The sequence below is a fragment of the Streptomyces sp. NPDC057010 genome (assembly GCF_042673805.1).
In the GTDB taxonomy this organism is placed as follows: domain Bacteria; phylum Actinomycetota; class Actinomycetes; order Streptomycetales; family Streptomycetaceae; genus Streptomyces.
Map to the genome: position 1 here is coordinate 1 of NZ_JBHUSC010000001.1, position 17,876 is coordinate 17,876.

21 protein-coding genes and 1 pseudogene are annotated in these 17,876 nt (G+C 72.2%); 7 read left to right on the forward strand and 15 right to left on the reverse strand.

All coding sequences use genetic code 11. The features are described from left to right. Positions 1 to 46: 46 nt before the first annotated feature. The 3 genes from ACFTXQ_RS00005 to ACFTXQ_RS00015 are packed head-to-tail and all read right to left on the reverse strand — an operon-like array spanning position 47 to position 2,045. Entirely contained in the window at positions 47 to 706 is a 660-nt protein-coding gene (locus tag ACFTXQ_RS00005; RefSeq protein WP_382633987.1) for a class I SAM-dependent methyltransferase, read from the reverse strand. Then, positions 703 to 1,323: a DUF2064 domain-containing protein gene (locus ACFTXQ_RS00010; RefSeq protein WP_382633990.1), complete on the reverse strand. Its 621-nt coding sequence runs from the start codon at positions 1,321 to 1,323 to the stop codon at positions 703 to 705. The genes ACFTXQ_RS00005 and ACFTXQ_RS00010 overlap by 4 nt, the downstream gene beginning before the upstream one ends. Continuing rightward, positions 1,320 to 2,045 (reverse strand): glycosyltransferase family 2 protein, encoded by a 726-nt coding sequence (locus ACFTXQ_RS00015; protein WP_382633992.1) that lies wholly within the window; start codon positions 2,043 to 2,045, stop codon positions 1,320 to 1,322. The genes ACFTXQ_RS00010 and ACFTXQ_RS00015 overlap by 4 nt, the downstream gene beginning before the upstream one ends. A gap of 115 nt (positions 2,046 to 2,160) precedes the next feature. Between ACFTXQ_RS00015 and ACFTXQ_RS00020 the strand changes: the two genes are divergently transcribed. Together ACFTXQ_RS00020 and ACFTXQ_RS00025 are read left to right on the forward strand one after the other, a co-directional pair. Beyond that, complete coding sequence (locus ACFTXQ_RS00020; RefSeq protein WP_382633995.1) at positions 2,161 to 2,937, forward strand: response regulator transcription factor; 777 nt, start codon at positions 2,161 to 2,163, stop codon at positions 2,935 to 2,937. Beyond that, positions 2,930 to 4,039, forward strand: a complete 1,110-nt coding sequence (locus tag ACFTXQ_RS00025) for a sensor histidine kinase (RefSeq protein WP_382633996.1) — start codon at positions 2,930 to 2,932, stop codon at positions 4,037 to 4,039. The genes ACFTXQ_RS00020 and ACFTXQ_RS00025 overlap by 8 nt, the downstream gene beginning before the upstream one ends. Positions 4,040 to 4,072: 33 nt before the next feature. On the opposite strand, the gene ACFTXQ_RS00030 is transcribed toward ACFTXQ_RS00025, so the two are convergent. Beyond that, the gene (locus ACFTXQ_RS00030; RefSeq protein ID WP_382633999.1) at positions 4,073 to 5,137 is read right to left on the reverse strand and encodes an NAD-dependent epimerase/dehydratase family protein; all 1,065 of its coding nucleotides are present in this window, start codon (positions 5,135 to 5,137) and stop codon (positions 4,073 to 4,075) included. 421 nt (positions 5,138 to 5,558) lie between these two features. On the opposite strand from ACFTXQ_RS00030, the gene ACFTXQ_RS00035 reads away from it, so the two are divergent. The 3 genes from ACFTXQ_RS00035 to ACFTXQ_RS00045 all read left to right on the forward strand — a co-directional run bounded on the left by ACFTXQ_RS00035 (position 5,559) and on the right by ACFTXQ_RS00045 (position 8,326). Further along, complete coding sequence (locus ACFTXQ_RS00035; RefSeq protein WP_382635080.1) at positions 5,559 to 6,824, forward strand: molybdopterin-dependent oxidoreductase; 1,266 nt, start codon at positions 5,559 to 5,561, stop codon at positions 6,822 to 6,824. Beyond that, entirely contained in the window at positions 6,821 to 7,357 is a 537-nt protein-coding gene (locus ACFTXQ_RS00040) for a hypothetical protein (RefSeq protein WP_382634001.1), read from the forward strand. The genes ACFTXQ_RS00035 and ACFTXQ_RS00040 overlap by 4 nt, the downstream gene beginning before the upstream one ends. A gap of 345 nt (positions 7,358 to 7,702) precedes the next feature. Further along, complete coding sequence (locus ACFTXQ_RS00045) at positions 7,703 to 8,326, forward strand: DUF1326 domain-containing protein (RefSeq protein ID WP_382634004.1); 624 nt, start codon at positions 7,703 to 7,705, stop codon at positions 8,324 to 8,326. Positions 8,327 to 8,399: 73 nt separating this feature from the next. Here ACFTXQ_RS00045 and ACFTXQ_RS00050 read toward each other — a convergent pair whose 3' ends face one another. Beyond that, positions 8,400 to 9,089, reverse strand: a complete 690-nt coding sequence (locus tag ACFTXQ_RS00050) for a helix-turn-helix transcriptional regulator (protein WP_382635082.1) — start codon at positions 9,087 to 9,089, stop codon at positions 8,400 to 8,402. Positions 9,090 to 9,171: 82 nt separating this feature from the next. Between ACFTXQ_RS00050 and ACFTXQ_RS00055 the strand changes: the two genes are divergently transcribed. Continuing rightward, positions 9,172 to 9,636: a hypothetical protein gene (locus tag ACFTXQ_RS00055; protein WP_382634006.1), complete on the forward strand. Its 465-nt coding sequence runs from the start codon at positions 9,172 to 9,174 to the stop codon at positions 9,634 to 9,636. Positions 9,637 to 9,690: 54 nt separating this feature from the next. On the opposite strand, the gene ACFTXQ_RS00060 is transcribed toward ACFTXQ_RS00055, so the two are convergent. Both ACFTXQ_RS00060 and ACFTXQ_RS00065 read right to left on the reverse strand, forming a co-directional pair. After that, positions 9,691 to 10,557, reverse strand: a complete 867-nt coding sequence (locus ACFTXQ_RS00060) for an SDR family oxidoreductase (protein ID WP_382634009.1) — start codon at positions 10,555 to 10,557, stop codon at positions 9,691 to 9,693. A gap of 200 nt (positions 10,558 to 10,757) precedes the next feature. Then, positions 10,758 to 11,231: a carboxymuconolactone decarboxylase family protein gene (locus tag ACFTXQ_RS00065; RefSeq protein ID WP_382634012.1), complete on the reverse strand. Its 474-nt coding sequence runs from the start codon at positions 11,229 to 11,231 to the stop codon at positions 10,758 to 10,760. Positions 11,232 to 11,476: 245 nt separating this feature from the next. Between ACFTXQ_RS00065 and sigJ the strand changes: the two genes are divergently transcribed. Next, entirely contained in the window at positions 11,477 to 12,388 is a 912-nt protein-coding gene (gene sigJ, locus ACFTXQ_RS00070; RefSeq protein WP_382635084.1) for an RNA polymerase sigma factor SigJ, read from the forward strand. Between the two features lie 15 nt (positions 12,389 to 12,403). On the opposite strand, the gene ACFTXQ_RS00075 is transcribed toward sigJ, so the two are convergent. The 8 genes and pseudogenes from ACFTXQ_RS00075 to ACFTXQ_RS00110 all read right to left on the reverse strand — a co-directional run bounded on the left by ACFTXQ_RS00075 (position 12,404) and on the right by ACFTXQ_RS00110 (position 17,783). After that, positions 12,404 to 13,177 carry an MBL fold metallo-hydrolase gene (locus tag ACFTXQ_RS00075; RefSeq protein ID WP_382634015.1) on the reverse strand — a complete coding sequence of 258 codons (774 nt, stop codon included), beginning with the start codon at positions 13,175 to 13,177 and terminating at the stop codon, positions 12,404 to 12,406. Positions 13,178 to 13,213: 36 nt separating this feature from the next. Beyond that, positions 13,214 to 14,194 (reverse strand): GlxA family transcriptional regulator, encoded by a 981-nt coding sequence (locus tag ACFTXQ_RS00080; protein WP_382634018.1) that lies wholly within the window; start codon positions 14,192 to 14,194, stop codon positions 13,214 to 13,216. A gap of 86 nt (positions 14,195 to 14,280) precedes the next feature. After that, the gene (locus ACFTXQ_RS00085) at positions 14,281 to 14,934 is read right to left on the reverse strand and encodes a DUF1326 domain-containing protein (protein ID WP_382634021.1); all 654 of its coding nucleotides are present in this window, start codon (positions 14,932 to 14,934) and stop codon (positions 14,281 to 14,283) included. A gap of 138 nt (positions 14,935 to 15,072) precedes the next feature. Next, a complete protein-coding gene (locus ACFTXQ_RS00090) occupies positions 15,073 to 15,291 on the reverse strand; it encodes a DUF6243 family protein (protein ID WP_382634023.1) in 219 nt (72 codons plus the stop codon). A 158-nt stretch (positions 15,292 to 15,449) separates the two neighbouring features. Then, complete coding sequence (locus ACFTXQ_RS00095; protein WP_382634025.1) at positions 15,450 to 16,034, reverse strand: dihydrofolate reductase family protein; 585 nt, start codon at positions 16,032 to 16,034, stop codon at positions 15,450 to 15,452. Positions 16,035 to 16,047: 13 nt separating this feature from the next. Then, complete coding sequence (locus tag ACFTXQ_RS00100) at positions 16,048 to 16,443, reverse strand: respiratory nitrate reductase subunit gamma (RefSeq protein ID WP_382635086.1); 396 nt, start codon at positions 16,441 to 16,443, stop codon at positions 16,048 to 16,050. Further along, positions 16,353 to 16,700 (reverse strand): annotated as a pseudogene (locus tag ACFTXQ_RS00105) (respiratory nitrate reductase subunit gamma); the annotation flags it as partial. The pseudogene ACFTXQ_RS00105 and the gene ACFTXQ_RS00100, both read right to left, overlap by 91 nt. A gap of 54 nt (positions 16,701 to 16,754) precedes the next feature. Beyond that, positions 16,755 to 17,783: an MASE1 domain-containing protein gene (locus ACFTXQ_RS00110; RefSeq protein ID WP_382634027.1), complete on the reverse strand. Its 1,029-nt coding sequence runs from the start codon at positions 17,781 to 17,783 to the stop codon at positions 16,755 to 16,757. Positions 17,784 to 17,876: the final 93 nt, after the last annotated feature.

Sequence of the window (17,876 nt, forward strand, 5' to 3'; positions counted from 1 at the left end):
CGTACTTCTGCGGATCCCGGCCCGGCGGTCCTTCGCGCGGCAGCGGTCAGAGCCTGAGGTGTACGAAGTGCCGGCCCGCCGCCCGCCAGGTGTCGTGCGGGGTCCAGCCCGCGGCCTTCGCCTCGGTGTGGAGGGCGCGGGTGCCGAGGCGGGCCCACCAGAAGGACGCCCCACGGCCCCCGCTGCCGTCCTCGACGTACACCTCCACGCGTTCGTCGACATCGGCGGTGGCCACCTCGACCAGCAGGGAGCCGCCGGGTGCGGTCAGTTCGGCGGCCCGGCGCAGCAGGACGGCCGGGTTGCCGCCGATGCCGATGTTGCCGTCGATGAGGAGGACGGTGCCCCAGCCGCCTTCGCCCGGCAGCGGGTCGAACACCGACCGGCACAGGGCGCTGCCGCCCGCCCGCACGGTACGGGACACCGCCTCGGGGGTGACGTCCACACCGAGCGCCACGCGTCCGAGGCGGGCGAGGGCGGCGACCAGACGGCCCGGTCCGCAGCCGATGTCGAGGACGGGCCCGGTACAGCGGGCCAGGACGGTGCCGTCGGCCGCGTCGGGCTCGGCGCACCACCGCTCGACTTCGAGGGGCAGCAGCCAGCCGTCGTGGCGGCGGAGGTAGAGGGGGCCCTGGCCGGCGCGCACCGCGTCGGCGTACGGGTCGGCCTGCCAGGCGCGCGTGGCCGGTCCGGTGAGCTGGGCGGTCATCGCGTCACCGCGCACAGGCCGGAGTGCAGGGCGGCGAAGCGCGTCCGCGGTGCGGCCGCGGCGACCCGTTCGGCGTCGGCGGGGGTGTCCACGTCGCACAGACCGGGCAGGTCCCGTACGGCCAGCCCCGCGTCGGTGAGGCGCCGCCGCTGGACCTCGCCGGTGTGGGCCACGGACATGGGCACGCCGAGCAGCAGCGCCGGGTCGGGGTCGGCCAGGCCGAGCGCCCAGAACCCTCCGTCGTCTGCGGGCCCGAACCAGGCGTCCGCCTCGGTGAAGTCGAGCCCGAGCGCGAGGAGGCCGGGGGTGACCTGCGGGGTGTCCATGCCGACGAGCAGGGCCGGCCCGTCGGCCAGGGCGAAGGCGTCGGCCAGCCGCGCGTCCAGGCCGCCCGTGCCCTGCGGGACGACCTCGATGCCGTCCGGGACCCAGGGTCCCGGACGTCCGTCGAGGACCAGGACGCGGCGCCGCGCCGGCGTGGCGAGGACGGCGGCGAGGGTGTCCTGGAGCGAGGCGAGGGCCAGGTCGGCTGCCTGCTGCGGGGTGAACGCCGTGGTCAGCCGGGTTTTCACACGGCCCGCGACGGGGGCCTTGGCGATGACGAGGAGGGTGCTCATGCGGAGATCCCCTCGGCCGGTGTGGATCGGGCCCCCGGAGGCTCGGCCAGCACGCGGCGCATGTCCCGCACCGCGTGCCAGGTGCCCAGCCAGGTTCCGGTGACCTTGGACTTCCCCGACCGGGGCAGGTACGGGATGTCCGTCTCGGCCACCCGCCACCCCGCGTCGGCGGCCCGTACGACCATCTGGAGCGGGTATCCGCTGCGCCGGTCGGTCAGCTCCAGCCCGAGCAGCGCCTCGCGGCGCGCGACCCGCATCGGCCCGAGGTCGTGCAGCCGCAAGCCGGTACGACGGCGCAGCATCCGGGCCAGGGCGAAGTTCCCGGCCCGCGCGTGCGCCGGCCAGACGCCGTGCTGCTGCGGGCGGCGCCGGCCGAGCAGCAGGTCCGTCTCGCCGGCCGCGACCCGTTCGGCCATCGGGGCCAGCAGGCCGGGGTCCATGGAAGCGTCGCAGTCGCAGAAGCAGACCAGGTCGGCGCGCGCGGCGAGCAGCCCGGCGTGGCAGGCGGCGCCGAAGCCACGCCGGGACTCGTGCACGACGGTGGCGCCGAGGCCGCGGGCGATGTCCGCAGAGCCGTCGGTGGAGCCGTTGTCGACGACGATGGCCCGCCAACCGGCCGGCACCCGCGCCAATACCCAGGGCAGCGCCTCCGCCTCGTCGAGGCACGGCAGTACGAGGTCCGCGCGGGGCGGACGGCAATCAGAAGAAGTCACCCTCGACACCGTAGGAACCGGACGGCGGAGAAAGGGGCCCGAAGACCTTACGAAACGCGGACAGCGCGTCGCATGGCGGCAGGCCCGGGTCCACTCGGGGGCGGTGCGCTGTCACCCTGGAGTCATGGCATCGAGCAACGAGATCGACCGCGGCCCCGCCTCCGGCGACGTCACGGGCCGCGTCCTGGTGGTGGACGACGACCCGACCGTCTCGGAGGTCGTGGCCGGCTACCTGGAGCGGGCCGGGTTCACCGTGCACCGGGCCGCGGACGGGCCCGCCGCGCTGGAAGCCGCCGCCCGGCACCGGCCCGACCTCGTCGTCCTCGACCTGATGCTGCCCGGCATGGACGGCCTGGAGGTCTGCCGCCGGCTGCGGGCCCGGGCGGACGGGAGGCCTTCCCTGCCCGTGGTCATGCTCACCGCGCGAGGCGACGAAGACGACCGGATCCTGGGCCTGGAGGTGGGGGCGGACGACTACGTGACGAAGCCCTTCAGCCCGCGCGAGCTGGTCCTGCGCGTGCGGTCGGTGCTGCGCAGGGCGGCCTCCACGGCCCCCGCCACCGAGCCCCGGCTCGCGGCGGCCGGCCTGGCGGTGGACCCCGCCGCCCGCCGGGTGACGAGGGACGGAGAGGAGCTTCCCCTCACCCTGCGGGAGTTCGACCTCCTCGCCTACTTCCTCCGGCATCCCGGGCAGGTCTGTGACCGGGAACGGCTGATGCGCGAGGTCTGGGGCTGGGACTTCGGCGACCTGTCCACCGTCACCGTCCACGTCCGCAGGCTACGGAGCAAGATCGAGAAGGATCCGGCCGATCCGCAGCTGATCCGGACCGTATGGGGCGCCGGATACCGCTTCGAGGCGGGCCCGTACCGGTCCGACCGGGCGGAGGGCGGCCGTGCGTGACCTGCTGCTGATCGCCCTGTACGCCTTCCTCGGCGCGGCGGCCGCCGGGCTGCTCGGCGCCGTCGCGCTGCGGATACTGCGACGGCGGAGCGTCGCCGTGTCCCTCGCGGTCGTCGCCGCCGTCGCCGTCTCCGCGATGCTCGCCGGGACCCTGTCCGTGGCCTGGGCGATGTTCCTGTCCTCCCACGACCTCGCCGTGGTGACCACCGTCGTCGCGATGGCCGCCGCCGTGTCGCTGGGCACGGCGCTGCTGCTGGGGCGACAGATGGTGTTGCGCTGCCGGGAACTCGTCGGCGCGGCACGCGACTTCGGGGAAGACGGCACCTTCGCGGCTCCCGTGGTTCCCGCCCCCGCCGAACTCGCGGCCCTGAGCCGTGAACTGGCCCTCACCAGCGAACGCCTCGCGGCCTCACGCGAACGCGAGCGGGCGCTGGAGACCTCCAGGCGCGAGCTCGTCGCATGGATCTCGCACGACCTGCGCACTCCGCTGGCGGGGCTGCGCGCGATGTCGGAGGCGCTGGAGGACGGCGTGGTGGCCGATCCGGCCCGTTACCACCAGCAGATGCGGGCCGAGGTGGAACGCCTCAACTCCATGGTCACCGACCTGTTCGAGCTGTCCCGCATCCATGCGGGCGCACTCTCCCTCAGCCCGACCAGGATGTCCCTCTACGACCTGGTCGGCGATGCGCTCGCGGGTGCGGACGCCCTGGCCCGCGAGCACGGGGTGCGCCTGGCCGGCGGGGGCGTGGCCCCGCTGCCGGTGGAGGTCGACGGCAAGGAGATGACCCGGGTGCTGTCCAACCTGCTGGTCAACGCCATCCGCCACACCCCGGCCGACGGCACCGTCGCGATCGCCGCCGAACGCCGCGCCGACGCGGTGGTGCTGTCGGTCACCGATGCCTGCGGCGGCATCCCGGAGGAGGACCTGCCCCGCGTCTTCGATACGGGCTGGCGGGGGTCCCAGGCGCGTACGCCTCCCTCGGGCGCGGGCCTGGGCCTGGCCATCGTCCGCGGCATCGTCGAGGCCCACTCCGGCCACGCCGACGTCCACAACGTGCCGGGCGGCTGCCGCTTCGAACTGACCCTCCCGGCCCCCGCGTAGGCCGCACCGCCCGGAACGGCCCGCAGCGCGGCCTCAGCCGACGGCACCCGCCGACGCGCGCTGACCGGAGCGGGCGAACTCGGCCATCCCGTCGGCGAAGGACACTTCCGGACGCCAGCCCAGTTCGTCGCGCAGCCGGGCGGAGTCGGCGGTGATGTGCCGTACGTCGCCGAGGCGGAACTCGCGCGTGACCACCGGCGCCGGTCCGCCGTGCGCCGAGGCGAGTGCGGACGCCATCTCGCCGACCGTGTGCGGTTCCCCGCTGCCCGTGTTGTACGCGCTCAGCCGCCCGGGGGACATGCCGGCGACCGCCTCCAGCGCCACCACGTTCGCCGAGGCCACATCCGCGACGTGGACGAAGTCCCGCCGCTGCGCACCGTCCTCGAAGACCCGGGGAGCCTCGCCCCTGGCCAGCGCGGACCGGAAGAACGACGCCACCCCGGCGTAGGGGGTGTCGCGCGGCATCCCCGGCCCGTACACGTTGTGGTAGCGCAGCGACACCGCACGGCCCTCCGCGCAGCGGGCCCAGGAGGCCGCCAGGTGTTCCTGGGCCAGCTTCGTCGTCGCGTAGACGTTCCGCGGATCCGTCGGCGCGTCCTCGCCGACCAGGCCAGGCGACAGCTCGGCCCCGCAGTCGGGGCAGCGGGGCTCGAAGCACCCGGCGGTCAGGTCCTCGGTCCGCCGCGGGCCGGGGCGGACCGTTCCGTGCCGCTCACAGGTGTAGCGGCCCTCTCCGTAGACCACCATCGACCCGGCGAGCACGAGTTCCCGGACCCCGGCGTGCGCCATTTCCGCGAGCAGCACCGCCGTCCCGAGGTCGTTGCAGCCGACGTACTCGGGAGCGTCGGCGAAGTCCTTTCCGAGACCGACCATCGCGGCTTGGTGGCACACCGCGTCCACTCCGCGCAGCGCCACCCGGACCGCGCCGGCGTCCCGTACGTCGGCCCGGACGAATTCCGCGTCCGGCAGCGGTGGCGCGTCGGGGTGGGCGGCGGGCAGCAGGGCGTCGAGGACGATGGGCTCGTGCCCGCGGTCCTTGAGGGCGGTGACGATGTGGGAGCCGATGAACCCGGCTCCTCCGGTGACGAGTACGCGCATGTCCAGGACGCTACGCAGTGCCGAGCGTCGGGGCGGTCTCCCACGCGCGCACGTAAGACTTCCGTCATACGGCGGCGGCGGCGGGGCCCGCGAGAGCACCTCCACCCGCCGGATCGTGCTGGGCCGGCTTCGGGCTGGCGTGTCACGGGAGGTCTGTGGCTTCGGTGCGGCATGTTCTCCTCGGCGGGGATGTCCGGTAGTCCCTGGCATGCGGGAGCTGTGGAGGTATCGCGTGGATGCGGATGGCAGGGGGCCGGGCGGCTCCGACGACGCGCCGCGGCCCTCGCCCGAGGAGCAGAGGCCACCGGACCGGCCCGCACCTCGCGAGGGCGGTGCACCGGCCGCACCTCCCGGCCCTTCGCGTCCGGAACCGGGCGCGGGTCGATCCACCCCGGCGTCGTCGGCACGACTTCGGGCGGCCCTGGCATCCGCCCGGTCGGCAGGGTCGCCGCCGGGCCCGTCGCGTCCCGAGTTCTGGCGCAGCCCTCTGCGGGGGCCGTGGCTGACGGCGGTGTTCGGGCTGGTCCTGCTGGTCGGCATCACCGTCCTGTTCGGGACGGGCCTGCTGTCGTACGCCGCGTACAACCCGGATCTGGCGGCGGTGAACGACCAGACGCCGGACAAGGGGTGGCTCGGCTTCTACCTGTTCTCCTGGCCGACGTCCCCGTACTGGCTCTACCGGGTCACCCAGGGGGTGCACGTCACGCTCGGGGTCGTGCTGGTGCCGGTGCTCCTGGCGAAGCTGTGGTCGGTGATCCCGAAGCTGTTCGAGTGGCCTCCGGTACGGTCGGTCGCCCATGGCATCGAGCGATTGTCCCTGCTCCTGCTGGTGGGCGGTGCGGGGTTCGAGTTCGTCACCGGCATCCTCAACGTGCAGCTGCACTACGTCTTCCCGGGCTCCTTCTACACACTGCACTTCTACGGGGCCTGGGTGTTCATCGGTGCCTTCGTGGTGCATGTGGTCTTCCGCCTGCCGAGGGCCCTGCACGCGGTCGGGATCCGGCCGGGGGAGCCGGCGGCCGGTGCGCAGGAGGCGGCCGGGCTGGTCTCGCCCCGTCCGGCGGCGCCGACGATCTCCCGCCGGGGTGCGCTTGGCATGGTCGGGCTGGGGTCGCTGGCGCTGCTCGTGGTGACCGCCGGGCAGAGCGTGGGCGGCTGGTTCCGGCAGACGGCACTGCTCGCCCCGCACGGGCAGGAGCCCGGCTCCGGACCGAACGGCTTCCAGATCAACAAGACGGCCGCCTCGGTCGGTATCCGGCCCAGCGACATCGGCCCCGCCTGGCGGCTGACCGTACGCGGTGCCGGCCGGCAGGTCGACCTGACCTACGACCAGCTGCTGGCCCTGCCCCAGAGCGAGTCGTCCCTGCCCATCGCCTGCGTGGAGGGCTGGTCGACCCCCGACCAGCACTGGAGCGGGGTCCGCCTCACCGAGCTGGCCGCTCTCGTCGGCCTCGGCACGGACACCCCGCGGGTGCTGGTGGAGTCGGTGCAGCGCGGCGGGTCGTTCAGCTCCGTGGTCCTGCGCGACAACCAGGCCCGTGACGCCCGCTCGCTCCTCGCCGTGCGCGTCAACGGGGCCGTCCTCTCCCACGACCACGGGTACCCGGCCCGCGTGATGGTTCCCGGCGCCCCCGGTGTCCACAACACCAAGTGGGTCACCCGCCTCACCTTCGGAGAGCCGGCATGAAGTTCCACCTCCCGGACGCGGGCACGGTCGCCTTCCGCCGCCGCTACGGCGCCTCCCCGCTCCACCTGCTCCTGGTCCTCGCCTCCTTCACCCTCGCCGTCTATGCCGGCGTGAGACTGCTCAAGGGAGACGGAGTCGCAGTGGCCCTGTGGTTCGTCGGCGCGGCACTCCTGCACGATCTGGTGCTGCTGCCGCTGTACTCGGTGACGGACCGGGCGGCGCAGGCGCTCTTCGGTCCGGCCGCGGATGAGGGGAGCCCCGTGGCGCGGGTGAGCGTCAACCACGTCCGCGTGCCGGGCTTCGTCGCCGGAGTCCTGCTGCTGGTCTGGTGGCCGCTGGTCTTCCGACAGGTGGGTCACTTCACCGCGTCCACTGGCCTTCCCGCGGACGGGTTCCTGGCACGGTGGCTGCTGATCACCGCCGGTCTGTTCGCCGCCTCGGCCGCCATCCTTCTCGTACGCATGTGGCGTGGGTCGAAGGCGAGCAGGCGGGCCGCACGGGCTCGGGTGCGGGCGCGCGGGGCCGCGAAGTGAGGGTGATGTTCGCGTACCACTCGGGTGCCTGCGTGGGGTCGGCCGGGCGCGTATCCCCTGCTCGGCAAGGCTCGCCGGACATCAAAAAGTGCGTGCTGCCTTAGCCTGGAAGGAGAGGAAGCTCCCGGGGTCCGGACATCTGCCTGTGGAGTGGGTCGACCATGGAGACTCGCACCGCACAAAAGGTCGGCGGGGCGTCTCGTGCCGCCGTCGCCGAGGGCAGAAGCGCGTCGCTTCCTGGTGTGTTCGCTCTCCCCCCCCGCGCGTTCTCCACCGGCAGCTCTCGATGCCGGCGTCGTCCGTGCGGTCGGGCGACGACACATCGTGGAACGATTGGGAGCCGTCATGACGTGGAGTATCTCCGGAAATTACTTGGCTGGTTGCTCGTGCGCGGTGGTGTGCGGCTGCGCCGTTGACGCGAAGCCGCACGACCCGCAGGGGCGTGAGGAGTGCCTCGGGTGTGCCGCCTTCCATGTGGAAGAAGGGCGCTTGGACGATGTCAATCTGTCCGGGGTGGACTTCGTCCTCTACAACTACTTCCCCTCCAACCTGACCTCCGGCAACTGGAAGGTCGCCCTCGTCATCGACGAGGGGGCGACTGACGAACAGACCGACGCTCTGGAGCGCATCGTGTCCGGGCGCGAAGGCGGTGCCTTCGGTGAACTCTCGCAGTTCTACGGCGAGTACCTGGGCCTGGAGCGCGCGAGCGTCTCGCTGTCCGACGGAGAGACGCCGCGGCTGAGCGTCGGCGGGAAGACCGAGCTGGAATTCGAACCCCTCAGGGGGCCGGATGGCGGCCCCACGACGATGAAGAACGCGATGTTCGGGTTCTCCCCGGAATTCACGCTGGGCCGCACCACCGGTAATTCGGATGCCTTCGGGCTGTCGTTCGAGGGTGCGTACGGCGAGGTGTCCGACTACACCTTCTCAAGTGAGCAGCCCGAGGGCGCCCCCACCGGGCGGGGATGAGCCGCACATCGGGAGGCGGGCCGTCCGGGCCGCGTGGGCGCCGGCGGCCCTCTCCAGCGGATCACAGGACTGATCAGGCGGTCGGCTGCAGGCGGACGCAGCATCGGTCGGGGGTGGGGGCCAGGTGTGCCTCGAGTCCCGGCTCGTCCAGGGCGCTGAGGACGCCGCGCAGCAGATGGAGGTTCATGCCGCAGACCGTGCGGGTGTGCTCCCGGGCCAGCGCGTGGAAGGGGCAGTTGGCCAGAACGATGGCCTCGCCCTCCCCCTCGCCCTCGCGGTGCGGCTCGAAGCCGTATCGCTCCAGTAGGTCGACGAGGCCCGTCCTGTTCTGCTCGCCCAGTTGCCTGCCCAGTTCCTCGGCCTTGCGGTGCAGCACCTCCCGCACCGGCTCGCCGGACGCGTCCGCTTCCTCCACGGCTTGGGCGAGGAGCCGTCCGGCCAGCTCGTAGCGGCGGTCCGGCAGGTTGACGGTGATCTGCTTCGCCGAGCGGCGGTAGAGCTTGGCGGGCCTGCCCGCCCCCGGTCCGGAGCGCCCGCTGCGGCGCTCGTAGACCACGTCGAGAAGTGATTCGGCGGCCAGCCGGTCCAGGTGGAACGCGGCGGTCTGCCGTGGCAGCCCGAGGGCGGCGGCAGCCTCGTCCTTGCCGACCGGGCCCGGCTGGCGCACCACGTGGTCGTACAGCCTCCTGCGGGTCGGCTCGTCGAGAGCGGCGATGGCGGAGACTTCGGCGTCGCGCACTTCCTTGGCGGTATCCACGAACACCAGTGTAAAACTCACGGCCATTGACTATAGAGAGAAACGGGGTTTCTATTGTTAATGAACCTTGTCGATAGAAGGAGGGGTCATGACCTCCGAAACCACCCCCACCCCCAGCAGCCCCACCCCCAGCAGCCCCACCTCCGCCGCCCCGCGGCGGCCGGCGCTGACCGATCCCGGCTACCAGGCGTTCGTGATCCTGCGTGCCGGATTCACGGTGGCGCCGATCCTGTTCGGACTGGACAAGTTCGCCAACCTGCTCGTGGACTGGCCCACCTACCTCGCGCCGTGGATCGACGACATCGTTCCCGGCAGCGCCCAGGCGGCCATGTACGCGGTGGGCGTGATCGAGATCGTGGCCGGTGTCACCGTGGCGCTGGCGCCCCGCTTCGGGGGCTGGCTGGTGGCCGGCTGGCTGGCGGGCATCATCGTCAACCTGTTGACCATCCCGGGCTACTACGACATCGCGCTGCGTGACTTCGGACTGCTCCTCGGTGCCGTCGCGCTCGCACGGCTCGCCCAGCACTACCACGGCAAGCGGCAGTCGCGGTGACGAGCGGGCCTGCCCCTCGCGGCATGGCACCCCGTGCTGCCTCCCGCTGCGACATCAGCGCCCCAGGAGCGGTGCCATGAGGTCGCGGGCGAACTCGGCGACGGTGCGTGGGTCGTGCCCGGTCAGTCGGCGCACGGCGTCGGTGGTGTCGGCATTGGCGCCTTCCCGGAGCAGCTGGAAGACGCCCACCACCCCCTCCGCGAGCCACGGCGGCATGCCCGCCCCGACCATGCCGGCCAGGGCTGCCTCGTCGGGTACGGCGACATACTCCACCGTCCGTCCGAGGGCGGTGGAGAGCCGGTGGGCGACGTCGGCGAAGGTGATGGCCTCCGGGCCGGTGATCACGTGGGTCTCGCCGTCCCGGCTCTGCCCGGAGAGCGCCGCGACCGCGCAGGCGGCCACGTCGCGGGGGTCGATCATGGCGACACGGGCGTCATCCGCGGGCAGGAAGATTCGGCCGGCCTGCCCGATCGTCGGCAACGAACCGAGGAGGTTCGACATCAGGAAGCCGGACCGGAGAACCACGAAAGGGATCCCCGCCGAGCGCAGCCGGTGCTCGATGCGGCCGTGCTGATCGGCGAACGTCTTCGCGGCGCCGACCTCGGCTGTGACCGTGGACAGGAAGACGACCCGCCGGAGGCCGGCCGTGGCGGCGGCCTCGATCGCGTGCGCGGCGTTCTCGACCTGCCGCGGGTCGTTGGCGCAGCTGAGGAAGGCCTGCTCGGCGCCCGCGAAGGCGGCACGCAGCGATGCGGGATCGGTGAAGTCCCCCCGAGCGAGGTCGGTGCCGGGGCCCAGTACGGCAGTGGCTCTTTCCGGGTCGCGGGTGAGCGCGCGGTGGGCGATGCCCAGCCGGCGCAGCTCGCCCACGACGTGCCGTCCGACGTTCCCGGTCGCGCCGGTCACCACCACGGTCGTCATCTCGTCGCGTCCTCACGCCGATTCGGGGCCTTCACCCACGTTGTGCGGCATGACCGTCCTGAGCCCTTCAGGACACGCGTGGGTTCACTCGTCAGGACGCCCGGATGCCCGCAGCGGGGTGTAGCCGGACACCGTCCCGGTCAGCCGGTGAAGGATGCGGGGCCGAAGCGGCCCCGTGCATCGGCGTGGCGATCGGCTGGTTATCCGTGCATGCCGGGCTGGTAGTGGCCGGCGGGCTGCTGGACGGTGACGTTCAAGCGGTTGAAGGCGTTGATGACGGCTATCTGGGTCACCAGGGCGGCGAGCTGTTCCTCGTCGTAGTGCTTGGCGGCGTTCGCCCAGACCTCGTCGGGGACGCCACCGGCGGCATCGGCGATGCGGGTGGCCTGTTCGGCCAGGTCCAGGGCGGCGCGTTCGGCGTCGGTGAAGACGGTGGCCTCCCGCCAGGCCGCGACCAGGTGGAGGCGTACGGCGGTCTCACCGGCGGCGGTGGCGTCCTTGGTGTGCATGTCGATGCATCCGGCGCAGCCGTTGATCTGGCTGGCGCGGAGCATCACCAGTTCGCGGGTCGCGGCCGGCAGGGTCGAGTCCCCGAGGGCGTTGCCCGCCGCGATGATGTGCTTCCAGGCCTTGGCGGCGACCGGGCTGGTGAAGACGTTCAGACGGGCGTTCATCGTGTACTCCCTTGTCGTTGCTCGCTGTTGTCCCTCTAAGACAGGGCACCCCGGCAGGCTGTGACAGCCGTGAATGTGACGTGCGTCTCGCCGGCGGCGTCCTGGCGGGAGGGCCGGGGGCTTCGGATAGCCTGCTGAACATCGTGTGGATCTTGGAACGGGCGGGCAGGCGGAGGCGGCCGGCTCGACCGGGGACCGCAGTGTGCGAGTCGGGGGAGGGTTCTGTGCCGGGATCGACGGGTGGGATGGACGAGGCCGGCTACCGGCCGCTGATGTTCTCCATCGCCTACGGGATGACCGGATCGGTGGGCGACGCCGAGGACATCGTGCAGGACGCGTTCCTCGGCCTCACCCGGGCACACCAGGCGGGAACCGTGATCGACGCGCCGAAGGCGTACCTGACCACGGCGGTGACCCGACTGGGAATCAACCACCTGAGCTCGGCCCGGGTACGGCGTGAGACCTACGTGGGGAGCTGGCTGCCCGAGCCGGTCGTCGTGACCACGGACCGGCGGGGGCCGGCCGAGCACGCCGAGCTGGCCGACTCCCTGTCGATGGCGTTCCTCGTACTGCTGGAGGCCCTTTCCCCGGTGGAGCGGGCGGTGTTCGTGCTGCGCGAGGTGTTCGGGTACGGCTACCCGGACGTGGCCGCCACCACCGGCAAGACCGAGGCGAACTGCCGGCAGATCTTCGCCCGGGCCAGGAAGCGCGTCGCTGCCGGAGGGCGGGACGCCAACAGCGCACCGGCCCCGGCGCGACGGGCCGAGGGTGCGGAGCTCGCCCGCAGGTTCTTCGAGGCCGCCGAGGGCGGTGACATGGACGCGCTGCTCGGCATGCTCGCGCCCGACGTGGTGTTCCACGGGGACGGCGGCGGCAAGGCGCGGGCGACCCGGAACCCGGTGACCGATCCGCAGCGCGTCGGACAGCTGCTCGTCGGCGGGATCCGCCGGGTCCTGATGCTCGGCGCTGCCCTCCGGCCGGCGTGGATCAACGGCCGGCCGGGCGCGGTGACGTACGACGCCGAGGGGCGCGTCGCGTCGGTGATCGAGCTGGACATCGCCGACGGCTTGGTCCGGGCCCTGCACTCCGTGTCCAACCCCGACAAGCTCGGCCATCTGGGACCGGTGTCCGACATGGCACGCCTGCCGAACGCGTAGCCACCCGGCCCGTGATCACGTCGGGAGGGGCTCGGCCCCGTCCACGCCCCTACGGGTGGTCAGGCGTCCGCGCGTGGCGAGGCGGGCGAGGCGGTGCTCCTCCCGGTCCGCCCAGCGCCGTACGCGGTCCGGATCCAGCGGGGTTCCGTGGCCGACGTGCAGGCGGGTGGGGTCGAGCGCGAGCATTGCGCGCAGGCTGGCGAGGTTGCCCAGCGGATCGTCGTGGAAGGGCGGGTTGGCGGGCTTGCCGGGGATGAGTCCCATGAAGGAGTTGGCGACCAGGTCGCCGGCGACCAGGTCTCCTGTGTCGGTGATGACGGATACCGACCCGGCGGTGTGTCCGGGAGTGGGCATGATGCGGGCGGTGATCCCGAATGCGTCGAGGTCGGTTTCCCCGCGGAGCAGGATCCCGGGCTCGATCGGTTCGGCTCGGACGTGCAGGTTCCTGTTGCGGTTCATCAGGCGGCCCATCGGGCCGGTGGGCATGTACGGCAGGCGGGCGCGGCCGGTTCGGTACGGTTCGAGGTCGGCGACGTGGCCCGCGACGGGGGCTCCGGTCAGCCGGTGCAGCTCGGCCGCGGAGCCGAAGTGGTCGATGTGCCCGTGGGTGAGGACGATCAGTGCGATGTCCGCCGGGTCGACTCCGTGCGCGGCTACGTGGTCGTGGATCCTGCGGGCGCTGCCGGGTGTTCCGGCGTCGACGACGACGGGGCGCCGGCCCAGCAGCAGGTAGGCGTTGACCGCGTGCCTGCCCAGGACGGGGATCGGGATGATTTTCGTGGCGGGCATGGGTGCTCCTGGGGTGGTTGGTCGTCGCTGCCGGGGCTACCGGAAGCGCCGGCGGTACTCGGCGGGAGTGGTTCCCAGCCGGCGCTGGAAGGACCGGTGCAGCGTCTTCACCGAGCCCAGTCCACTGTCGGCGGCGATCTCCGGAAGGTTCAGTGCGGTTTCCTCCAGCAGCCGGCGGGCCGCTTCGAGCCGTACGGTTTCCACGTACGAGGCGGGGGTGCTGCCCGTACGCCTGACGAACGTCCGTGAGAAATGACGGGGGCTGAGGTTCAGGCGGGCGGCGAGCGCTTCGGTGGACAGCTCTTCGCGCGGGTGCTCGGTGACCCACCGGCACAGCTCTTCCACCGGATCGTCGGGGGCGGTCTGGAGCGAGAGGGGCACGCTGAACTGGCTCTGCCCGCCCGAGCGCTTGACGTACATGACCATCATGCGGGCGGTGGCGAGGGCGACGGCCTGGCCGTGGTCCTCCGCCACCATCGCGAGGGCCATGTCCATCCCCGAGGTGACTCCCGCGCACGTCCACACCTGCCCGGACCGGATGAAGATGGGGTCCGGGTCGACGGCGATGTCCGGGTGATCGGTGGCCAGTTGCGCGGCGGTGAGCCAGTGGGTCGTGGCCCGCCGCCCCGTCAGCAGCCCGGCGTCCGCCAGCAGGTGGGCGCCGGCGCAGATCGAGCCGATCCTGCGGGCGCGGGGTTCGCCCTCCCGCAGCCAGGCGGTGACCGTCTCGTCGATGACCGCCTCGACCCGGTTTCCGGTGTGGATGACCGCTCCGGACACGAGCAGGGTGTCGACCCTGCCGTCCACTTCCCCCAGCGTCAGGTCGGACACCAGCCGTACGCCGCTGGAGGTCGCGACCTCCCCTCCGGCCTCCGTCGCGATCTGGATCCGGTAGCCCGGCTGCCCCGATTCCGCGAGAACCCGGGACGCCACGGAGAACACCTCGGTGGGTCCCGTGACGTCGAGCAGTTCGACGCCGGGGAACGCAACGATGACGACTCTTCGCGGTGAGGGCATGCACCGATCATTGGCGTCAACGGCCTGTGTCCGCAATGACGAGGTTGTCTCAGATCCGGCCATCGGGCGACGCGCAGATGGGCTGTTCAGTCAGGGCCGCTCCAGTCGAAGGGGAAGTACTTGCTCGACTTCCCGGTGTGTTCCCAGGAGAAGCCGAACGCGTCGGCGCGGTCGGCGGTGGCCCGCCCCCACGTGGCGACCTGCCCCGGTCCCACCTCGGAGCCCGGGGAGTTGAGGACCTGGACGCGTGCGCCGTTCGGGGTGGTCGGGCCGGTGAGCGCCTCGGCGGCCGCCGTGACACGGCCCGGGATCTCGGCTCGCCACGTGGCGAGATCCTCGTCGATCTCCACGTGGATCGGGACGACGTCCATGCCCCGCATCTCGGGGTGGAACATCGCCCCGAACTCCGCCGGCCATCCGCCCGCCTCACCGCCGAAGACGGTCCCGAGCGCGGCCCGCTGCTGATCGTCGGCACGCTCGTCCAGGAAGACCGCGGCGTACGGCTCGGTGTGCGTGCCGGCCCACGGGTTGCCCTCGAACGACCCGAGCATCACGACATTGAGATCGTCGAGCCGAACGTCGCCGAAGTTGCCTTCCCGGATGTGCCAGACCATGACGCCTTCGCAGTCGCCGTAGGTCGGGGGCTGCGCGAACGTGCACGGGCACGGAATCGCGCACTTGCATACGTCGAACCAGTCGCCGGCCAGGTGCCAGCGCGTCCCGGTGGCCTGCTGCGTCATATCGCTGCCTCCCGCCGAGCTACGAGGAGCTCACTCGGAGTGACGAGAGCGCGTCCGCCGAGCCCGTGCCCGGGATCGGAGGACGGTCTCCCTTCCAGCTTGCACCTCATGTGCAGAGCGGGAAACGGCGACAGCCGGTCAGCTCTGTGCGGTGTCCTCGCCCGCCTGCCCCGCCGCGCCCTCAGCCGCCCGTGCCTTCTCGCGCATCTTGCGCACCAGCTCCGCCTTCCGGTCGGCGGCACCCTGGCGGTCGAGGTTGCGGTGCGGCCCGTTGTTCTGCCGTTCGGTGCGGGACAGCTTCTTGCGCTGGCCGCCGCCCTGGCCCACGGGGTTGTTGATGTTCTTGCTGTCGGTCACGGCTTCTCCCGGTGGTGACGTGAAGTGATCTACGGATTCATCGGTGGGGGACGGGCGCGGCGACATCGAAGGGCGTCAGCGGCGGCCCGTCACGCTCTCACTCGTAAATCGGCCTCTGGAAGAACATGACAAAGACGGTACCCGGTCCCGTCGGCCCCTCACGCCACCCCTTCCGCCGACCGGCGCGCGACGCGGTAGCGGAGGTAGACGACCTTCGAGCTGAAGGTGCGGGTCTCGACGAGTTCGAGATCCACCCGGCGCTCGTCCCGGGGAAAGAACGGAATGCCACCGCCGACCAGTACCGGATGGACCACGGCCCGGTACTCGTCGATCAGACCCGATGCGGCCGCCTCGGCGGCGAGGGTCGCGCCGCCGATCGCGATGTCGCCCTCCCCGGGCTCGGCCCGCAACCGCTCGATCTCCTCCGCCAGGCCGCCGGAGACCAGGCGGGCGTTGCCCAGCACCTCCGACAGCGTGGTGGAGAACACCACCTTCGGGAGCGGGTTCCAGAGCGCGGCCCATTCCAGCTCGGGACCGTCGAGCGATCGATCCTGGTCGGCGGTCTCCCAGTACAGCATCGTCTCGTAGAGCCGTCGCCCCATCAGGTGGACGTCGACATTTCGGATCTCGTCGATCCAGAAGCGGAAGACGTTCTCGTCGGGCTCCGTCCAGTCGAAGCGGCCGTCCGGCCCGACGATGTAGCCGTCGAGGGAGACGCCCATCGAGTAGGTCACCTTGCGCATCGAAGTCCTCCTGTCAGCGGCGGGCCGGCGGGGCCGCGGCCAGGGCGGGCACGTCGGGTTCCAGGGTAAGCAGGGACCGGAACCACACGGAGACGCCGTGCCGGTAGTCGTACGGGTGGGCTTCCAGCGTCGTGGCGGTGGCCGTCAGCCCGGCGAGGAGGACGGCGGCCAGCAGCGGCAGGACCGCCCGGTCGCTGCGGCTGGTGGCGGCGTGCACTGCCGGCGTGCGCCACCGCCGCACCGGCAGGACCGCCAGGCCGGTGAGCGTGGCCAGCCCGGCGCCGCCGCCGACCAGGACGGCGTTGGCGTGGTGCCGCCGATCCGGACCAGCCCGCCCTTCCCGCGCGCCCCCTGGTAGCGGCGGCGCCTGTCCGGGTAGCGCACCCGGGTCGGCGAGTAGGTGTACCAGGAGAACGACGCACCGCGCGGCTCGTACTCGGGGCGGTCGGGACCGGCGGTGGGACAGTCCGTCGCCTGCGTCTCCCAGGTGATCAGCCCGTCCTTCACGTACACCTGCCACGAACAGGACCCGGTGCAGTTCACACCGTGCGTCGAGCGCACCACTTTGTCGTGCGTCCAACGTTCCCGGTACGCGGCGTCGTTCACGCTCTGGTCCCTGCGGAACAGGGCGCGCCCATCAGCCGATGCCTCGGCCCTGCGCAGCAGCCGACCCGAGAAGCTACCTTGATACGTTCTTGGAACGGCCGCCGGCGTCGCAGCTCAGTCGCCGGTCCGGTCGGCGCTTCCCTGCCGGGGGACGTCCGCCGTCGTCTCGCCCCCGCGATCGGGGAGCCTGGGATGGTGGCCGCCGGCGGTGGCCGTGGCCACCATCTCGGCCAGCAGCCTGCAGGCCCGCGCGATCTCCGTCTGGGTCTGGTTGCGCTGGCTGACGGCGGCCGCGACCAGCAGCGCGGTCAGCGAGGAAGAACCGTTGAACGCCTGCAGGGTGATCATGTTGGTGAGCAGGTCATGACCGGCGAACGGGCCCGAGCCGCGGGCAGCGGCGACGATGGCGAAGGTCGACACGGACAGGGCGCACAGCGCGGCCCCGGCCAGCTGGAAGCGGAAGGCCGCCCAGATCAGCAGCGGGAAGCCGAGGAACATGAGCGGCGTGCTGCTGGTCTCGAGGAAACCGACGCCGAGCGTGGCTGCCAGGAGCAGCAGTCCCTCGGCCCAACGGGAGGCCCGCACACCTTTCGGCCACCGGGCGAAGCGCAGGACGAGCAGGACGGGCGTCACCACCAGTACGCCCATCGCGTCGCCCGTCCACCAGACCGACCACGTCGGCCAGAACTCCTCGGCGCTCAGCGCACCGGCGAGGGCCAGGGTCCCGCTGCCCACCGTCGCGCTGATCAGCATCCCGGAGAGCGCACCGAGGAAGATCAGCCCCAGCGCATCCTGCAGACGGTCCAGTTCCGCGCGGAACCCCGTACGGCGGAGCAGCGCGTACGAGCAGACGGGCGCGAGGGTGTTTCCCGCCACGATCGCGAGCACGGCCGGGACCGACGGGCCGAGCGGGAGGTTGACCAGGAACGCGCCCAGCGCGATCCCGGGCCAGACCCGCAGGCCGCGCTGGAGCAGGCTCGCCAGGGCGATACCGGTCGGCGGCCACAGGGGGGTGACCTGGCCTCCCACCAGTTGCTGGACCAGCCCCAGCTTGGCTGAGCCGTAGTACAGCGCGGCGACGGCGCAGATCTCCAGGGCGGCGAAGCCGGCCTGCCGGAGCCGCCCGGGCCGCGCAGCAGTCATCAGGCGACACCTCCGCATCGATATCGCCCCGCAGGTCCATCATCCGTCGGATACGTCGGATCCTCCATGGCACCGTCGAGCCGGATGAGGGAC